The 17,003-nt window shown below is 58.2% G+C and carries 15 protein-coding genes and 1 pseudogene; 5 read left to right on the forward strand and 11 right to left on the reverse strand.

Going from position 1 to position 17,003, the window contains the following annotated elements; translation table 11 throughout:
• Positions 1 to 409 precede the first annotated feature (409 nt).
• From AC07SZ_RS22005 to AC07SZ_RS22020, 4 genes are all read left to right on the forward strand, one after another.
• Positions 410 to 1,042 (forward strand): DsbA family protein, encoded by a 633-nt coding sequence (locus AC07SZ_RS22005; RefSeq protein ID WP_494915807.1) that lies wholly within the window; start codon positions 410 to 412, stop codon positions 1,040 to 1,042.
• Positions 1,043 to 1,068: 26 nt separating this feature from the next.
• The gene (locus AC07SZ_RS22010; RefSeq protein ID WP_494915808.1) at positions 1,069 to 1,959 is read left to right on the forward strand and encodes a peptidylprolyl isomerase; all 891 of its coding nucleotides are present in this window, start codon (positions 1,069 to 1,071) and stop codon (positions 1,957 to 1,959) included.
• 174 nt (positions 1,960 to 2,133) lie between these two features.
• The gene (locus AC07SZ_RS22015; protein WP_494915809.1) at positions 2,134 to 2,697 is read left to right on the forward strand and encodes a L,D-transpeptidase; all 564 of its coding nucleotides are present in this window, start codon (positions 2,134 to 2,136) and stop codon (positions 2,695 to 2,697) included.
• A gap of 262 nt (positions 2,698 to 2,959) precedes the next feature.
• Complete coding sequence (locus AC07SZ_RS22020) at positions 2,960 to 3,460, forward strand: methyltransferase family protein (RefSeq protein WP_494915811.1); 501 nt, start codon at positions 2,960 to 2,962, stop codon at positions 3,458 to 3,460.
• 37 nt (positions 3,461 to 3,497) lie between these two features.
• Here AC07SZ_RS22020 and AC07SZ_RS22025 read toward each other — a convergent pair.
• The 6 genes and pseudogenes from AC07SZ_RS22025 to AC07SZ_RS22050 form a co-directional block, all read right to left on the reverse strand.
• A pseudogene (locus tag AC07SZ_RS22025) lies at positions 3,498 to 4,201 on the reverse strand (ZIP family metal transporter).
• Between the two features lie 88 nt (positions 4,202 to 4,289).
• Entirely contained in the window at positions 4,290 to 5,018 is a 729-nt protein-coding gene (locus AC07SZ_RS22030) for a cytochrome c biogenesis CcdA family protein (protein ID WP_494915812.1), read from the reverse strand.
• An 82-nt stretch (positions 5,019 to 5,100) separates the two neighbouring features.
• Positions 5,101 to 7,848: a heavy metal translocating P-type ATPase gene (locus AC07SZ_RS22035; RefSeq protein ID WP_494916075.1), complete on the reverse strand. Its 2,748-nt coding sequence runs from the start codon at positions 7,846 to 7,848 to the stop codon at positions 5,101 to 5,103.
• A gap of 109 nt (positions 7,849 to 7,957) precedes the next feature.
• The gene (locus AC07SZ_RS22040) at positions 7,958 to 9,658 is read right to left on the reverse strand and encodes a peptidoglycan D,D-transpeptidase FtsI family protein (RefSeq protein ID WP_494915813.1); all 1,701 of its coding nucleotides are present in this window, start codon (positions 9,656 to 9,658) and stop codon (positions 7,958 to 7,960) included.
• A 501-nt stretch (positions 9,659 to 10,159) separates the two neighbouring features.
• Positions 10,160 to 10,363, reverse strand: coding sequence for a hypothetical protein (locus AC07SZ_RS22045; protein ID WP_494915814.1), 204 nt, complete (start codon positions 10,361 to 10,363; stop codon positions 10,160 to 10,162).
• A 128-nt stretch (positions 10,364 to 10,491) separates the two neighbouring features.
• Complete coding sequence (locus AC07SZ_RS22050; protein ID WP_494915815.1) at positions 10,492 to 11,031, reverse strand: DUF922 domain-containing protein; 540 nt, start codon at positions 11,029 to 11,031, stop codon at positions 10,492 to 10,494.
• Between the two features lie 368 nt (positions 11,032 to 11,399).
• On the opposite strand from AC07SZ_RS22050, the gene AC07SZ_RS22055 reads away from it, so the two are divergent.
• Positions 11,400 to 12,371 (forward strand): endonuclease/exonuclease/phosphatase family protein, encoded by a 972-nt coding sequence (locus AC07SZ_RS22055; protein ID WP_494915816.1) that lies wholly within the window; start codon positions 11,400 to 11,402, stop codon positions 12,369 to 12,371.
• 174 nt (positions 12,372 to 12,545) lie between these two features.
• Here AC07SZ_RS22055 and AC07SZ_RS22060 read toward each other — a convergent pair whose 3' ends face one another.
• The 5 genes from AC07SZ_RS22060 to AC07SZ_RS22080 all read right to left on the reverse strand — a co-directional run bounded on the left by AC07SZ_RS22060 (position 12,546) and on the right by AC07SZ_RS22080 (position 16,960).
• Positions 12,546 to 13,616, reverse strand: a complete 1,071-nt coding sequence (locus AC07SZ_RS22060) for an NAD/NADP octopine/nopaline dehydrogenase family protein (protein ID WP_494915817.1) — start codon at positions 13,614 to 13,616, stop codon at positions 12,546 to 12,548.
• A 254-nt stretch (positions 13,617 to 13,870) separates the two neighbouring features.
• Positions 13,871 to 14,563 (reverse strand): amino acid ABC transporter permease, encoded by a 693-nt coding sequence (locus tag AC07SZ_RS22065; protein WP_494915818.1) that lies wholly within the window; start codon positions 14,561 to 14,563, stop codon positions 13,871 to 13,873.
• Between the two features lie 20 nt (positions 14,564 to 14,583).
• The gene (locus tag AC07SZ_RS22070) at positions 14,584 to 15,300 is read right to left on the reverse strand and encodes an amino acid ABC transporter permease (RefSeq protein WP_494915819.1); all 717 of its coding nucleotides are present in this window, start codon (positions 15,298 to 15,300) and stop codon (positions 14,584 to 14,586) included.
• 66 nt (positions 15,301 to 15,366) lie between these two features.
• The gene (locus AC07SZ_RS22075) at positions 15,367 to 16,194 is read right to left on the reverse strand and encodes a transporter substrate-binding domain-containing protein (RefSeq protein ID WP_494916077.1); all 828 of its coding nucleotides are present in this window, start codon (positions 16,192 to 16,194) and stop codon (positions 15,367 to 15,369) included.
• A 25-nt stretch (positions 16,195 to 16,219) separates the two neighbouring features.
• Positions 16,220 to 16,960, reverse strand: coding sequence for an amino acid ABC transporter ATP-binding protein (locus AC07SZ_RS22080; protein WP_494915820.1), 741 nt, complete (start codon positions 16,958 to 16,960; stop codon positions 16,220 to 16,222).
• Between the last annotated feature and the right edge of the window lie 43 nt (positions 16,961 to 17,003).

Below are 17,003 nucleotides of genomic sequence, written 5' to 3' on the forward strand. Positions count from 1 at the left end.
TTTCACAACACTTTTCACCATGTCATGACCATTGCAGCTGGGTGGCCGACACAACTGCTCGGCAGTTTCGCCGACCTGGTAACGTACAGACTTTGCCAGCGACTGCGGTCGTAGCCTCGACCACCGCATCCGTATCGGTGCCGCCGCCTCGATAGGCGATTCCCCAGACAGTCAACTCGACTGCTTATCGCAAGACGAGCGCTGGCAGCCGCAGCAACGGCGTCCCAGGCTGGAAAGACGCGGCAGCCGTCAAGGTCAGAAAAATATGCTCCAGCGGAGCCTGCCTATCCGGCGCATCGCAGGGTCATAACCAACGCAATCCCCCAATCACACGCCCTTCCCTACTCGGTCACGACCGACAGGCCGTACCGACGTATTCGGACAGACAATCCATGCAATGGAGTATTTTATGAAACGCCGCGAATTCCTTACCGGTGCCTCGGCACTGGCCCTGTTTCAAACCCTGCAGCCCGTGTCCGCGCAGACCACAATTCCGGATCTGCTCGCACCGGGCCCGCTTCCAGAGAAGTCTTTCGGTAATCTCGACGCGCCTGTTACCGTCATTGAATATGCGTCGCTGACCTGTCCTCACTGCAGGGCCTTTCACATAGACACATGGCCAGCGATCAAGGAAAAATATGTCGACACCGGAAAGGTGCGCTTCATCATGCGCGAGTTCCCGTTCGATCCCCGCGCTTCGGCCGGCTTTATGCTGGCGCGCTGCGCGGGTGACGACAGATGGTATGCCACTGTCGACCTCCTCTATCATTCGCAGGACCGCTGGGCACGCGTGAGCGATCCCACTGCTGCGTTGAAGTCTCTGATGGGTATCGCCGGCATGAATGGCGAAGCGGTCGAGGCGTGCCTCAAGGACCAACCTCTCCTCGACAAGATAACGGCGGTTGCCGAAGCAGGAAAAAGATTCGGCGTCGATTCCACCCCAAGCTTCTTCATCAACGGCAAGATGCAGAAGGGAGCGATGACCTTGCAGCAATTCAGCGAGATCGTCGACCCGCTTGTCGCCTCGGCAAAGAAACAATGATGAAGCGCGGACAGGAGACCATAAGAATGACCTCAAGGAAAACCCATCTAAAGGCCCGTCCTCCATTTCGGCTAGCGACCTTTGCAGCAACCATCGCCATTGCATGCCTTGCTTCGACCGTCGCGGCACCACAAGAGAGCGGGGCTTTGGCGCGAGTAAACGGCGTCGATATAACCGACGCCGATCTGGCCGTAGCTGCTGAAATGTACTCCGACCAGCTCGGCAACATGCCGGAAGACGCGAGGCGTTCCGTGCTCGTCGATGCTTTGATCGAGCTAAGGCTCGTCGCCGACGCCGCGAAAGCAGCAAACGTGGCTGAAACCGATGCCTTTAAACGTCAGCTGGCATTCTTCGAGGCGCAAACGCTGCGCACGATATTCATGGAGGGCAAAGTCGCGGAGCGGGTTACGGACGAGGCTGTCCGAAAGGCTTACGACGACCAGGCAGCCAAGATCCCGCCGGTCGAGGAATACAGGGCGAGCCATATATTGCTTGCCAACTTACAGGACGGCAACGATGCCATCGAAGCATTGAAGAGTGGCAAGGATTTCGCAGAATTGGCGAAGGAACGTTCGAAAGACACGGCCTCCAGGGACAAGGGCGGCGATCTTGGGTTCATGACGTCAGGCCAGATTATTGAAGAGATCGATGCCGCCGCGGCATTGCTCAAGCCTGGAGAATTCACAATGAGCCCTATCAAGAGCGCGTTTGGATTCCATGTCATAAAGCTTGAGGAGAGACGCAACCGCCCTGCTCCAGCCTTCGAAACCATCTCAGGGCAGATACGTGCTTCGCTCGAAGCCACGGCCTCGCAACAGATGCTGGCTGATTTGCGCGGCAAGGCAAAGATCGAAAAGTTCATACCGGACGTCACGCCGCCGAAGGTCGATGACGGCCATAACCACCAGGCCGAATAATGTGGTGCCCGCCCTGTCTTGGCGTCGCATGCCGCCGCAATCGGGGGACCGGCGTCGGCTGCTGTGCTGTGCGAAGTCGTGGCAGACCCGCCCGCTGCGAGTGCTGGCAGGCGATCAGACATGTCCGCATGTCCCGATTAAGCACCCGATTCACATCCTCCTCTCAGGTGTAACATGATCACACGTCGTTCATTGATCCTTGGAATCGTCGGCGCATTTGCTGCGCCTGGCGCCGCATTGGCCAGCAAGGCAGGGAAACCCTTCGTCCTCGATCCGAAGTACCAGCCACAGCTTGTCGACTTCGCCCCCAGCTACCCTCCAGGTACTGTTGTCGTCGATCCAGGGAACAGGTTTCTTTATCTGGTAGAAAGCTCGGGTGTTGCGCGCCGATACGGGGTTGGCGTCGGCCGAGCGGGCCTTGCCTGGTCGGGAACGGCGATGGTCGCCCGCAAGGCGAAATGGCCGAGGTGGAAGCCGACCGCAAACATGATAAGGCGCGATCCTGGAAAGTACGCCAAATATGTTGACGGCATGCCCGGCGGCAAGGGCAACCCACTGGGGTCGCGCGCGCTGTACCTCTACCGGGACGGCATGGACACCTACTACCGCATTCATGGAACCACTGAGCCGTGGACGATTGGACGCGCCATCTCAAACGGCTGTATTCGAATGCTAAACGAGCATGTGGCCGATCTCTACGAGCGGGTGCCAGTTGGCGCCACAGTTGTCGTGCTGTGAAATGGCATTGCGTCGGTGCGCGCCAACATCGACAAGCCTGAACGCCAGCGCTCCGCACGCTGTTCGGTGACAGATCAAGCGGTCCCCGCTGCGCTTACCACCATCCCCACGATCAAGATCCTCTGATCAACAATCGAGCCCAGTTGAAAACATGCTTGCTCTGTCATCCGTGCAAAAAATGCGAAAGGCTGTTCTTGCGATCGCCGCTATGCCACTAGCCATCGTGTTGCTTTTTTCCCATTCGCGAGCGGGAACGGGGAGCTTGCCGCACATCGGCGTCGAGCTCGTCGGTTGGGTTGCTATTGTAGTCTGCATCGTCGGGCGCTCCTGGTGCTCGCTCTATATCGGCGGACGCAAGAGCGAGGTGCTGGTTCGCCACGGCCCCTACTCCGTCGTGCGCAATCCGCTTTATACGTTTTCGATCCTGGGCTCGGTTGGTATTGGTTTGGCAAGCGGCAGCCTCGTCCTTGGCTTCGGGATTGGACTGCTCGTCTTCCTTGTCTTTGCCGTTGTGGTCCAGCGTGAGGAGAGCTTCCTCCTGAAAAAACTAGGGACGGATTACCAGCTTTTCCTTTCGCAGGTGCCCCGCTGGATCCCACGTCCGTCGCTCTGGCGCGACGCCACCATAGTCACGGTGTCGCCGGCACTTGTCGTCACAACGTTTTTCGATGCCATGTGGTTCGCCCTCGCCATTCCGATCTTCGAAGTGCTCGAGAGACTGCAGGATCTGGGAATAGTGCCAGTCCTGGCGCTGCTCCCTTAGGGTCTAGGGCCGGAGCCACACGCGTTTATCGGATGACCTATCCGATGGCGCTCTCAAGCAACAGCAAAAGGAGAAAGCCGACGAAGAACATCGCCGCAACCCAAGGCCTATCCGGAGTTTCATGCGCCTCGACCAGGAGTTCCTCGGTCACGAGATAAAGAAGCGCGATCAGTCCAAAGGCAAAAAACGCCGTAAGGTAGGGGCCGGGCAGAGATGCAATCGGGGTTGCGATAAACACCCCGACCGGCAGCAGCAGCACGAGCGCGGCGGTAAGACCAACCACCCGACCGGGCGACATCATCGACCCGCCGAGTTCCGCCGCCACGGTCAGGCCGAGAAAGAGCACTTCGATCGTGAGCGCGATCGTCAGCAGGAGGCCGACTTTTTCGCCGGCTGCAAATCCGAGCCCAAGCACAAGGCCGTCGATTAGAATGTCGACGCCGACAATCGTCATGAGCCCGAGTGGGCCTTTCATGTGTCCCTCGAGGTTCTTGAGCAGAAGCATCACGACAATGCCGATCGCGCCTCCGATAGCGACCGGCACACAGCCGACCCGCTATGCTTGAGATCGGGCAAGATTTCGCCCGCCGCCGCGGCAAAGACCACACCTGCCGCGAAATGCTGGATTGCGCTGACGAGAACCGGTCCGGGACGGCGATACGCAGCCAGCGCGGCACCTATTATCGCCGCGGCGACGGGAATGATCGTAAAGATCAATGGGGTCAAACCGAGCGATTGCATGGCGGGCTCGTCTTGAGGTTTTCTGAGTACAGATCAGGCTCGCGGTTTTGTAGCCCCGTCAGTTGGTATCGATGAACTGATACGCTCATCAACCGATAGAACCAAGACTGGGAAATCGCTCCAGCAACCAGAAGGCGATCAATTGTAGACGTCCAGTCATCATCAGAAGGCCCATGGCGATCATCACGCCGCCAGCCGCGACGTTGAGGATATGACCGGCATATCGAAGGCGCTTTAGAACCGCCGCCATGTTGCCGAACAACACCGCAGCCAGCAGAAATGGCACGCCCAGTCCTAGGCCATAGGCTGCAAGGAGGATGGCGCCACTGCCCGCCGAGAGCGCCGAGACGGTCAGTATCGAACCCAGGACCGGTCCGATGCACGGTGTCCACCCAAACGCAAAGGCGAGACCGAGCAGATATGCGCTGCCGGGTCCAGAGACGGAACCTGGCCCTAGCGATCGAAATTCCTGCATGAGGAACGGAACCTTGACCAGGCCGGTCATCAACAATCCAAAGATGACGACCAACGCCCCGCCGACCAGATTTGCTTCTGCGCTATAGCGAAGGAACAAGCCGCCCAGCACCTGCGCGCCTAGCCCGAGAAGAACGAAGACCGTCGTGAACCCTGCCACGAACCATAGGGCGGGCCATGTGATCCGCAGGCGATCTCCCATACGGGTCGAGGTCGGATCGACACCGTTTGACACGAAAGACAGATAGCCCGGCACAAGCGGCAAGACGCACGGCGAGACGAACGAAATCGCACCCGCGAGGGCAGCCGTTATCAATCCGATCGTAGACACCTCGATCGCCACTGCTTTTCTCAGGCCTCCGGGGGAATCTGACGGCTGAAGCCTGCGCTCGAAGAGCCCAGCAAATTGTCCCCTGCTGATGCGATCACTTCAGTCCGCGCCAGCCCAAAAGCCTCATGGCGTTCGCCGTGACGATAACCGTCGCGCCGGTATCCGCCAGAATCGCTGGCCAAAGGCCGGTTATCCCCATGACTGTTGTGACCAGGAACACCGCCTTCAGCCCGAGCGAAATGGTGATGTTCTGCGTTATGTTACTCATGGTCGCCCGCGACAGCGCTATCATGTTGGCGACATCCTTCACCCGGCCGTGCAGCACCGCTGCGTCGGCGGTTTCCAACGCGACGTCGGTTCCGCCGCCCATGGCGATGCCGACATCGGCAGCGGCGAGCGCCGGCGCATCATTGATGCCGTCACCCACCTTGGCCACTATATGTCCGGTCTTCTGCAACTCGCCGACGATGCGCTGCTTGTCTTCCGGCAGCAATTCGGCCCTGGGTTCGAGACCGAGGCTCTTGGCGATGGCGGCAGCGGTACGCCTGTTGTCACCGGTCAGCATCACTGCGGTAACGTCCAAGCGTTTCAGCGCATCAATACCTTCCTTGGCGTCGTCGCGCGGCTCGTCGCGCATGGCGATGACGCCCGCGACCTTCCTGCCGGCAAGCAGCACCGAGACACTCTTTCCTTCATCATTGAGCTTGGCGATGCGATCTTGAAGATCCTGGGTGAGGACGCAGCGCTTTTCTGCCGCCTTTGGCGAACCAAGGAAGAGTTCGACGCCGCCCACCTTTCCGACAATGCCTTCACCGCCGATTGCCCTTGCCTCGCTGGCGGACGTGGGATTGATGCCCCTCTTTCTGGCCTCATCCAAAATGGCCATGGCGAGCGGGTGGCTGGATCCGATCTCCAAATCGGCCGCCAGTGTCAGCGTCTCGGCTTCAGTCCGGCCGACCGCAATGATATCGGTGACCTTCGGCTTGCCTTCGGTGAGCGTGCCGGTCTTGTCGAACGCAACCTTGGTGATCTTGCCAAGGGTCTCCAGAACCGCCCCGCCTTTCATCAGCAATCCCCTGCGCGCGCCAGCAGAGAGGCTCGCCGCGATGGCGGCAGGGGTAGAGATGACCAGCGCACAGGGACAACCGATCAGAAGGATGGCGAGACCCTTGTAGATCCACTCGTTCCAGACGCCGCCAAAAAAGAGCGGTGGGACGATTGCCACCAGCGCGGCAACGACCATGACGGCGGGCGTATAATAGGTCGAAAACCGGTCGATGAAACGCTCGGTAGGCGCTTTCGATTCCTGCGCCTTCTCGACCAACTGGATAATGCGCGCGATTGTGTTGTCCGCGGCAGCTGCCGTTACCCTGACGCGGATCGGCGCATCCTGGTTGATGGTGCCGGCAAAAACCTGATCGTCGGGAACCTTCCGTTTCGGCACGGACTCGCCGGTCATCGGGGATTCGTCGATCGAGCTTTCGCCGGAGATGATCGTGCCATCGGCCGGAACACGGTCGCCGGGACGCACCAGGATGGTCGAGCCGACGGCAAGGCTTTCCGCTGGAACCTCCGATGTTTTTCCATCGACCTCCAGCAGCGCGGTTTTCGGCACCAACGTCGCGAGCGCCTTGATGCTGGCACGGGCGCGACCAGCGGCCACGCCTTCGAGCATTTCTCCAACCAGGAACAGGAAGACGACCGCGGCGGCCTCTTCGCTGGCGTTGATGATGACAGCGCCGACGGCTGCGATCGTCATCAGCGTTTCGATGGTGAACGGCGACCCGTTGAGAGCCGCCATGACAGCGCGCCGTGCGATCGGGATAAGTCCCACCGCCATGGCAGCGATAAACGCCCATGGCGCGGTTTCCGGAACAAGCTTGGCGAGCACGAATGCCCCAGCCAGAGCAACACCGCACAGAATCGTCAGCCGCGCCTTCGACGTCTTCCACCAAGGACCCTCTTCACTTCCGTGATCGTGGCCATGCAGGCCAGCCACGGCACCGTGCTGGGCATCGGCCTTCTTGTCATGCTCGTGACCCGAATGGTCGTGGCCAGCGTGACCGTGATCCGAATGGTCATGGCCGGCATGATCGTGATTTAGAGCAATGGGAGTCGCGAAATCGTCCCCGAGCGCCGTGCCGCCACCGGTTTTTGCCTGCGCAAGCGCAATTGGGGCAACCTTGTAGCCCAAGCTTTCAACGCGCTTGGCAAGTTTGTCCATATCCGCTTTTGACGAATGATCGACGGTCATGGTTCCGGCGGTCACTGAGACAGAAACATCCTCGACCCCCTCAACTCGCCTCGCCGCGGTGTCAATTTTTTTCGCGCAGGCGGCGCAATCCATGCCCGCTACCCGATATCGGCTTTGCAACGTCGTGATTGCGTTCGCTGCAACCATGTCGGCCGCCATTGGCTGCCTATCCGGCGCTTTGCCGTGCAACGAATGATCGTGGCCTGCGTGATCATGATCAGTGTGATCGTGGCCAGAATGGTCGTGACCATCGTGGTCGTGATCCGAATGATCGTCGCCGGCATGATCGTGATGATGATCTGGATTGGAACAGCTTGTACCCTTGCTCTCAAGCCCCTGGCTCGCGGTTGGCGTCACCAGCGCCAAGCCAAGCGGGGCCACTTTGTAGCCGAGGCTCTCCACGCGCTTTGCAAGTTTTGCCATATCCGCTTTCGGCGAGTGGTCGACGGTCATTGTTCCGGCTGTGACTGAAACCGAAACGTCTGTGACACCATCAACCCGCCTCGCCGCAGTGTCGATTTTCTTCGCGCAGCCGGCGCAGTCCATTCCTTCGACCCGGTAGCGGCTCTTGAGGACAGTTTCATTCATAACATTACGCCTTCCGCGTGCTCTTGCGTGCCTACTCAAGGCAACGTTAATTCCTCTAGCAACTAGAGGAGCAAGCGCTTTTTTCGGCCATCTCCAGGCCTATTTGGGATCAGCACTCCAATGTCGGCCCCGAATTCGGTACGACCGATTCGCACTCAAGGGCCGGCAAAATCTTGCCTTCCTGTTCGAAGTCCGGCCTTACCCCCAGCAGTGCCGCCGATCTTCGGATGACGGCACCGACGGTTGGGGCGGCGTTTGCACCAGCGGTTGCTCCGGCCTTTCCGCCCTCCACCTGCGGCTCGTCAAGAATAACAAGCACGACATAGCGCGGCGCATCGATCGGAAATGCCGCCACATAGGAGTTAAACCGCTTGTTTGGCGAATAGCGGCCATTGACCACCTTCTCTGCTGTGCCGGTTTTCCCACCGACGCGGTATCCGGGTACCTGGGCGCTTCGACCTGACCCTTTTTGACCGTTCAATTGGTAGAGATAGCGCATCGCGTCACTCGTCTTCTTGCTGACCACGGCAACTTTCAGCTTGTCTGCCTCCTCGCGTGAGCGCGGCAGGAATGTGGGGGGAACCAGACCGCCACCATTCATCAGTGCCGCAGCGGCGGCGGCGGTTTGCAGCGGCGTCGTCGAAACGCCATGGCCGAAGGCAATCGTAACCGAGTTGAGTTTTTTCCAGACCTTCGGCTGTGTGGGCAATGCCGTCTCCGGCAGTTCTGTTTTCAGCCTGGTCAGCAACCCCATCTTCGTAAGGAACGCCCGGTGCGCCTCGACGCCGACAACTTCGGCCTCCTTGGCAGTGCCGATGTTGGATGAGTATTCAAAAATTTCCGGCACTGTCAGCCTGCGGTTTTTGCCGTGGAAATCTTTGATCGTGAAGCCGTCGATGCGGATCGGCAATGAAGCGTCAAAGCTGTCCGTGATCTTCACGAGGCCGGAATCAAGTGCCATCGCCGTTGTAAAGCTCTTGAAGGTAGACCCCATTTCGAAAGTGCCGGCTGACATTCGATTCAATCGATCCTTCAGAAGCGCGTCTTTTGGATCGTTCGGGTCGTAGTCCGGAAGCGAGACCATCGCTAGAACCTCGCCGGTATCGACATCCAGAACAACGCCACCTGCCGCGATAGCCTTATATCGGCTTATGGCGGCGACGAGTTCGTCTCGCACAATGTTCTGGATTCTGACGTCCAGCGATAGTTTGACTGGGTTGAGATTTCGGCCTTCCGCCATGCCCAGCATTTGTAAATCCAAGTAACCCTGATCGTCGACGTACTTCTCCATTCCGGCAATGCCGCGATTGTCGATGTCAACGAAACCAACGACATGAGACGTGGTGGCGCCTCCTGGATAAAGCCGCCGCTTCTCCGGTCTGAAACCGATGCCGGGGATGCCAAGTTCGATTATTCGCTGCTGCTGATGGGGAGACAGTTTGCGCTCAAGCCAGACGAACCCGGCATTGCTTGAGAGCTGAGCGTGAAGGGTTTGAGAATCCAGTTCGGGCAGCACCGTGCGGAGAAGTTCGCTTGCTTCGTCAACATCGACAATGCGGCGAGGTTCGGCAAAGAGTGACACGGTCTTGACGTCCGTCGCCAGCACCTGGCCATTCCGATCAATCAAATCAGGACGGGACGTAGTTACGGCGTAACGCGCGTCATCGGAATTCTTCGCGCCAGGCTGGAAGCCCAAAAAGGCAAGCTTGGCGGTGATAAGTCCGAAGAATATGCCGAACATAGCCATGACAATGACAAGCCGCGGTTTGCCCCGGTCGGCACTGGTTCGATTGAAAACATCTTGGCTCATGCGTTCAGGCGCCGGGTCGCCCTCGTGTCAACGAAATCGAGATATCGCTTCCATTGAACCGCCATGCCGCGCGGTCGGTCTTGTCGTGTAAACAGTTTGCATCTTCGGCCTACAAAACGGGATACGATCATCACACCTCTCCTGCGACCGCATTCTGCAATCTCAAGCAGCTAGAGATTCAAGCCGATAATTTTCGATGACGTCGGATGGATTTTCCGTGATCCTTGCTGACGCAATAGGCGCGCCGCATCATGGCTGGCGGCTTTAACCGAGCATCAAGGTTAGCGATTCATTTTCGCCGAACCATATAGAGAGTTTCGGGGACAAGCGTTCAATCTGCTGGCCACTCGACACTGCTGACATTGCTTTCTCTGGCGTGCCTTCCGCCTGGCAAATGGCAATGTCAGCGAAATGCCTCGAGGTCGCTGCCGTGTCGGAACCGACAGGGCAGCGAACGGCTGGAAAACACTGAATTGAAGCTGGCGGGGTTTTTTTGCGGCGTTACTCAGCCGAACCGTTATCGGTATAGGGTGAGGCGCTCGGAACGCATTGCAGCGACCAACCTGCCGGCGTCGGTTGCTTCTGATATTCCGCTATGGCGGCGGTGCATTGTTCGCGCTTGTCAAAGGTACTGGGCAGCACGCTCATGCCACCTTGTGGCCCTGCGACCACCAAGTACCAGACCAATGCAACGGTGGAAGCCATGAAATTTCCTTTTCCAAGGAGTGTTGGCAGTTGATCAGACAAAGCCAGTAACTTCGGTCAAGTGGCGAAAACATGGCCAGGCTTGCATCGTCTCGACGCGACCCCAAATGGCCCCGACAACCACACGCTCATTCGAGCGCGAACGGCTTAGCCTCGGCATCATGCTTGTCCTGGGCTTTCTCAGCCGTGTCAACGATCTGCCTGGCCGCGGTGTTGAGCGATTCCTCAAGTGCTTTGCATGGGCCGACCGCTTTCGCGCCATGTGTTAGCTTGTTGATCTGTTGGGCCGCATCGACAGCGATGGTTTTGTGGCCATCCTCATGGGCCTTGAGATCCTGATAGTAGCTATTCCAGACGGTGCGCACAACTTGGTCTGCACTTGCTTCATCGAGCCAGACTGGCATCGTGACACTCAGCTTGAGGGTGATCTCGTCCGAGGCGACTCGGCAGGAACCTTCCTCGGCCACGAATTTCAGTTTCCAGGCGAGGTCGTCATTCACCTCGCCTTCGATAACGCCATCGCCATCTTTTTTGCCAACGCGGTGCAGGTCGTCGTGGATCGCTTCGCGGCTCAGGCCGCGCAGTTCGTAGGTTGATTGAGCAACCTCGACCTTGACATCGGCCGATGCCGGCGCAGCACATACAAGGATGGCGATACCGCTTAACATGAGTGAGGATCCGATCAGCCTACGGTTTGAGAATACGCTATTCAAATCGTGCTCCTTTGTGTTTCTGCTACCATAACAGCTGGAAATCGTCAGCGCCGCCACAACCGCATGACAGCGCTTCTGTCATCGGCATCATCACCGCCATGACCGACACCGCGACCACGCCGTTGACAGGGCACCTCAGCAGAATGCCTCTATCGGAGTGATAGGGTGAAATTGAGACAGGAGCTTGTGCGTTGGCGGACCGGGGCGCGAATCTGCGCCCGAATGATAGCCCTCGCGGGCCGGCGGCGCGGACTAGATAGTCAATACATTGCGTTAAGGACGCCCCTGTATGCATCTGCCATCCTGGGCATGCGGGGACTGCAATGGACCTCAAACCGGTAAGCCTCCTCGCTGCCTCACTGTTCACGATTGCCGCCGGTGGGAGTTTCGTCGGGAGCCGACATTTCTGGTCGGCCGACCTTCTGAATTTTTTTCGACCTCATTTGCTTGTGCTCGGTGTGCTCCTAGCCGCGATCTGCCTGGTTAACCGCAGCCGATTGGGCCTGATAGCTGCCGGCGCGGCGGCGTTTAGCGCTGTCTTGCCCATGGTGGTTTTGCCCCAGCCTGCGCGCCCTGCACCGGGCTTTCCTCTCCGCATCGTTTCCGCCAATCTTCTGATCGACATAGAAAAACCCGATACGTCTCGCCTCGAGACCTACATCGCCCAGCAGCAACCAGACTTGGTCGTGACCCAGGAGACCCTGCCAGTTTGGCAGAGCACGCTCCTGAAATCGGCTGGGCTGTCTTTCGATAGCAGCCGTGATCTTTATCTCCGCGACGACATGAAGCTCTTCAGTCGCTTTCCGATTCTGTCGGAAAAAGTCGTCAATGACGATGGTCGCTTCCCTGACCTTGTCCGCCATCCCGTCAGATTTGAGATCGCCACTCCAGCCGGATCGGTCATCGTCTATTCGATCCATCCGGACACCCCCCGGCGCCCATGGCAATGGAGACAGCGCAATGCCTATCTGGCCCTACTGACAACCGCCATCCAAGCCGAGCCACCAAACGCAAACATCGTAGTGGTTGGCGACTGGAACACGCCAAGCTGGTCACCATTCTATCGCGACTTCCTTGCAGCGACTGGCCTGTTGTCGACAGAATCCGGGTGGTGGCTTGCTCCGACCCGATTCAGCACCCGCTATGGTTCGGTGGTTGCGTTCGGCATGCCGATCGACCATATCGCAATTTCGGCCGGGGTTGGGCTCACCAGCTATGCCACCGGGCCGAAATTCGGCTCAAATCACGTGCCCATTTTCGCCGAATTGACCATCCCGACTGGTTCCCGTCGATGAAGCCGGGTCGAGGTCGATCTGGCCGGCTCAGACTTTTGGCGATCCAGCTTTGGACGCGTGGGGCAGTCTTTTTGAGCCGAGTTCCAGCGAGACATTTGCATGCGATCGCAGGCACGGGCACCGCCGACGGCTATGAGGTTATTGACCTATGCCGCAATCCATTGCGACGAGTTGTCAAAACCCCTTGCGGCAAAGGTTTTCGAGATCCGCCTTTACCATTGCCTCGATGCCGAGCGCAGGAAGAATATCGTTATCTCCCTTAAGGTCGCGACCATAAGCCGATGACAATATGGAAATTCCAGATTCGTGAAGAATTGCCGGATTTCCGCTGATCTTCCCCAAGAAAACGGTCGGTAGCAGTCCGAACGGGACATCCTCGAGAATATAGCGGCTCTCGATAGTTGTCGGCCCAAAGCCGCCACGGCCTTGGCGGTCCATCTCCTGGTTCATTTTCGAAACAGTGCTGATGGGGACATGGAACGACAATGAAAAGTGCTCTTCGACGGTGCGCACGGCTATGCCAAAATGGGCGGCGATCGCCAATCGTTCGGCGTCGAGAGCCTCGATGAAGCGACCAACGGCAGGGGTGACATTTCCACCCTGGCTCCATTGTTCGGCCTTCTCCATGCGTGTGAGATTGAGAAGGGCAATTCCCAGATGATTCTGCGGATTGAGGTTGCTGAGCGCGATCGCAAGCAGGCCGTCGCGCTTGACGAAACGATCGCCGAACAAGGCCGTGCAAAGCTCGAACCCTTGGTCCAGCGCATTGAAAGGCAGCGTCGCAACATCAAGCTTCTGGCGAACGGTGGCAACATGGATCTCGGTTGGTCCGCGCTGGCGGCCGGTCACGAGCGTTGTACCCCAGATGATGATCGGTAGGCTGACCTGGCGCCCGGCCAACTGCTTGGAAAGATACAGCGCCCCGAAGGAACTGTGCGAACTGATGATGACCGGTACACCCTCGCTCAGATGAGGAGTGGCAGCATCCATCACCATCTTGTGGCCGTTAGCCGGCAGCGCGATTACCACGACGTCTGCATTGGCAACGGCATCTTGGCAATCTTTGGCGATTCGCACCGGTACCCTTGCCTCGATAGCCCCGGTGGCCTTCAGCAATTCACCGGCAGCTAACCTCTTGGTGCGCTCTCCCGACGGCGACCAAAGCATGGGGTCGTGTCCCGCTTCCGCCAAATAGGCGGCAAGGCCGTAGGCAATCGCTCCGGCGCCCAGAATACTGACCCGCATAGTAATACTCCTGTTGCAGTCATTGAGGCCCCAAGACCGTCGCGGCTCTCAACCCGTGCCAAAATTGCAGGCGCGTCTTTGACCGCCTGACGTACCGTCCAATTGCTCTTCGAGATGACGCCGGCTGATCGGCGTCGGCTAATGCCGCCGGCACCTCATGGGCGACCGCTTGGCATGAGGTTATTCCAGGTTCCCTGCAAGACGGCGAATCAGGTGAACGAATTCCGCTCAAGACAGCTGCAAGGTGGCTACCCTTAAGTCCGCACCCTCAACGCCTGCTCCAGCCTGTCAGCGATCTGCGTGACGATATAGGCAATCACCATGTAGATCACGACGGCGATCACGAAGGCTTCGAGGTAATAGTAGTTCAGCGCGGCAGTCAGCTGGGATTGCGCGAAGATATCGATGACCTCGATGGCGAACCCAAGGGAAAGTGCCTTCATGATGACCATCATCGAGGTCGTCAGGTCGGGAATCGCGGTGAGGGCCACCTGCGGAAACAAGACCCGTCGGAAGAGCTGGCCGCCCGTGTAACCCAGCGAATTGGCCGCGTCCGACTGGCCTGTATCAAAGGCGTTGAGGGCCCCTTTGATGATCTCCGCCTGAAAGGCAGCGACACAACCGGCAATAGCGATGACAAGGATAATCCAGTTCGGCATCTCGTGGGCATTGGCGTCGATCCCGAGCGCCGAGTACAGGAATTGCAGGGCCGTGGGCAGGCCGAAATAGGACAGGAAAATCACGATGACCATCGGGACACCCTTCAGGATGATCTTGTAGACCACGACAAGCTCTCGAAGCACAGGGACACGTCTGTATTCGACAAGGGCAAACAGGCCGCCGACTATAACGGAAAGGGGGAAGATCAAGAGCGCCATTCCAAGCGTTATGGGTACGGCTCCTAGGATTTCCCACGTGTCCTGGAGCAAAATATCCGTATCGAACATGGCTGAATACTTTCGTTGGGTCAGGCGTTCGAGATGAGCGCGTGCTTGATCCGAGCTGTGGCCGTCGCCTCTGGCGCCTGCATGGGCGAGCGAAGCTCGAAGAAGCGAATGATCAGCCACGCGATCAGGCACAACACGGAATAGATGACCGCCAGCACGAGATAGGTCTCGAACTGGTACTGGTTGTAGTCCCGCTCCATGATCAGGTGCGCGGTCGCCATCACGTCCGCCGCCCCGATATACATGACCAGCGCGACGTTATGGATCAGGTAGATGATGGAGTTCCCGTATCCCGGCAGGCCGATATGTATGGCTTGCGGGCCGACGACGCGGAATATCTTTTGCCTGAAAGTATAGCCCAGGCTGTCGGCCGCATCGTGCTGGCCGCGGTCGACCGCCAGATATGCAGGCCGCATGACCTCGGACAGATAGCCACCGTGATAGAGGCTGAGCCCCACCATGGCGGCGACGTTTGGCGAGAAGAAATCGGCGGCGCCGAACAGGGCCACCAGAAGGGGAAGCCCGTAGAACGCCACGAACAGTTGCAGCACCACGGGAACACTGCGCGCGTACGACACGTAAAGGTCGACCAGGTTGCTGATCACCGGCACCCTGCGGATTCGCAGAGTCGATGCCACGAGCGCCAGGCAGAACCCGACGACAATGGCCGTAAACGTAATGGTGAGCGTCAGCGGCAACGCCGAGAGCAACTCGGGGATCATAGCAGAAACATCCACTTTGAAGCACTCCTTCTTGCAATTCAGCCTTGCCGCTGACCAACCAGGTTTGTTGCAGACTTGGTCTTACTTCATGTACTGGACGATGCCCTCGCCGAACCACTTCTGTGAGAGCTTCTCGATCGTGCCATCGTCTTTCAATTCCTTGAGGACCTTGCTCACATCGTCGGCCAGAACCTTGTTTTCGTCCGACTGATGAATCAGCATGTAGGTGTTGTTGCTGAAGACCGGTTCGGACGCCACGATGTCGAGCTTCTTCTCCTCGATCACGGTCTGCTCACCCAGGTTCGATGGCAGGACCAGCGCGTCGAACTTACCGTTCTGAACCTCATCCAGCCGGTTCGGGTACGGGATGCCGGCGCTCGAAGCCGTCACGTCAAGCTTGTATTGCGGATTTTCCTTCTGCCAGTTCATGACGAATTTGTAGGTTCCGCCGCCGGCATTGAGCGGAACGATCCTCTTGCCGACGAGATCCTTCATTTCCTTGATGCCGCTGTCTTTCTTGCTGTAGATCTTCATCAGGCTGGCGCCCATCGGGTTTTCCGGGATGAGGAACTGCTTGGCGCGCTCGGGCGACTTGTAGAAGCCGCCGACCGCGATATCGTACTTGCCTGTGGCAAGGCCGGTTTCCTGCGCGATGTCCGAGACACCTTCCATTTCGAATTTGTACTGCGGCAACTTTGCGTTGATCGCCTTTAGGAGTTCGGGTTCATATCCTTGTGGTTCGACGCCGATCGCGCCCCATGCCAGCGGCTTGGATTCAGCAGACGTCGCGATCTTGATTGTCCGAACGGTCTGACCATAGCTGATCCCTGCGGTTGCAAGGGCTATTGCGATGCTCCCCGCGACGGCCAGGGCATAGCGACGAGAAAAATTGGATTTGATAGCAGACATTTCTTGGGTTCCCTTCTTTGTTGGATTATTGAAATGCGAGTTCTGACTGCAGGAATTGGGCAAGGCGTGGGCTAGAGGGTCTATCGAAGATCTCGGTCGGACTGCCGTCGGCGGCAACGACGCCTCCATCCATGAAGACGATCCGGTTTGAGATGTTCCTTGCGAATTGCATCTCGTGGGTCACAAGCAGCGAAGTGAGCCCTGACGATGTGACGTCCTTGATCACCTTCAGAACCTCACCAACGAGTTCGGGATCCAACGATGACGTGGGTTCGTCGAAGAGCATCACATCCGGGCGAACCGCTAGCGCACGCGCGATACCCGTACGCTGAAGTTGGCCGCCCGAGAGTTGAGACGGATAGCTGTCTCGCTTCGAGGAGAGGCCGACGCGCTCAAGCTCCCGCGCGGCGATTTCCCGTGCCTCCTCCTTGGATTTGCGCTGCACGACAACAAGCGGATCCATCACGTTCTGAATGACCGTCATGTTCTTGAAGACGTTGAACTGCTGGAAGACCATTGCCGTCCGCAACCGGATCGCCTGGACCGCCGTCTTATCAACATGCTGGTAATCCATCTGGATTTGATCGAATGCGATGGTCCCAGATGTCGGCTTAGCGAGGTAGTTGATGCACTTCAGCAGCGTGGTCTTACCCGTACCGCTGGGGCCGATGATTGACACCACATCTCCGCGCTTCACCGAGAGATTGACGCCGTTCAGGACCTGCGTGCTTCCGTAGGACAGCTTTATATCTTTGAGTTCAAGCATTTCTGGTTGGTGCCCTTCAGAGTGTGGGACGGAGTGCGTTTGA

The sequence above is a fragment of the Mesorhizobium sp. GW821-FHT07A06 genome, assembly GCF_059419085.1.

Coding starts and splice junctions, on each gene's coding strand:
- AC07SZ_RS22010 (WP_494915808.1), top strand. CDS start 1,069: ATGACCTCAAGGAAAACCCATCTAAAGGCCCGTCCTCCATTTCGGCTA.
- AC07SZ_RS22045 (WP_494915814.1), bottom strand. CDS start 10,363: ATGGCTTCCACCGTTGCATTGGTCTGGTACTTGGTGGTCGCAGGGCCA.
- AC07SZ_RS22035 (WP_494916075.1), bottom strand. CDS start 7,848: ATGAATGAAACTGTCCTCAAGAGCCGCTACCGGGTCGAAGGAATGGAC.
- AC07SZ_RS22050 (WP_494915815.1), bottom strand. CDS start 11,031: ATGTTAAGCGGTATCGCCATCCTTGTATGTGCTGCGCCGGCATCGGCC.
- AC07SZ_RS22065 (WP_494915818.1), bottom strand. CDS start 14,563: ATGTTCGATACGGATATTTTGCTCCAGGACACGTGGGAAATCCTAGGA.
- AC07SZ_RS22080 (WP_494915820.1), bottom strand. CDS start 16,960: ATGCTTGAACTCAAAGATATAAAGCTGTCCTACGGAAGCACGCAGGTC.
- AC07SZ_RS22015 (WP_494915809.1), top strand. CDS start 2,134: ATGATCACACGTCGTTCATTGATCCTTGGAATCGTCGGCGCATTTGCT.
- AC07SZ_RS22060 (WP_494915817.1), bottom strand. CDS start 13,616: ATGCGGGTCAGTATTCTGGGCGCCGGAGCGATTGCCTACGGCCTTGCC.
- AC07SZ_RS22005 (WP_494915807.1), top strand. CDS start 410: ATGAAACGCCGCGAATTCCTTACCGGTGCCTCGGCACTGGCCCTGTTT.
- AC07SZ_RS22075 (WP_494916077.1), bottom strand. CDS start 16,194: ATGTCTGCTATCAAATCCAATTTTTCTCGTCGCTATGCCCTGGCCGTC.
- AC07SZ_RS22040 (WP_494915813.1), bottom strand. CDS start 9,658: ATGAGCCAAGATGTTTTCAATCGAACCAGTGCCGACCGGGGCAAACCG.
- AC07SZ_RS22055 (WP_494915816.1), top strand. CDS start 11,400: ATGGACCTCAAACCGGTAAGCCTCCTCGCTGCCTCACTGTTCACGATT.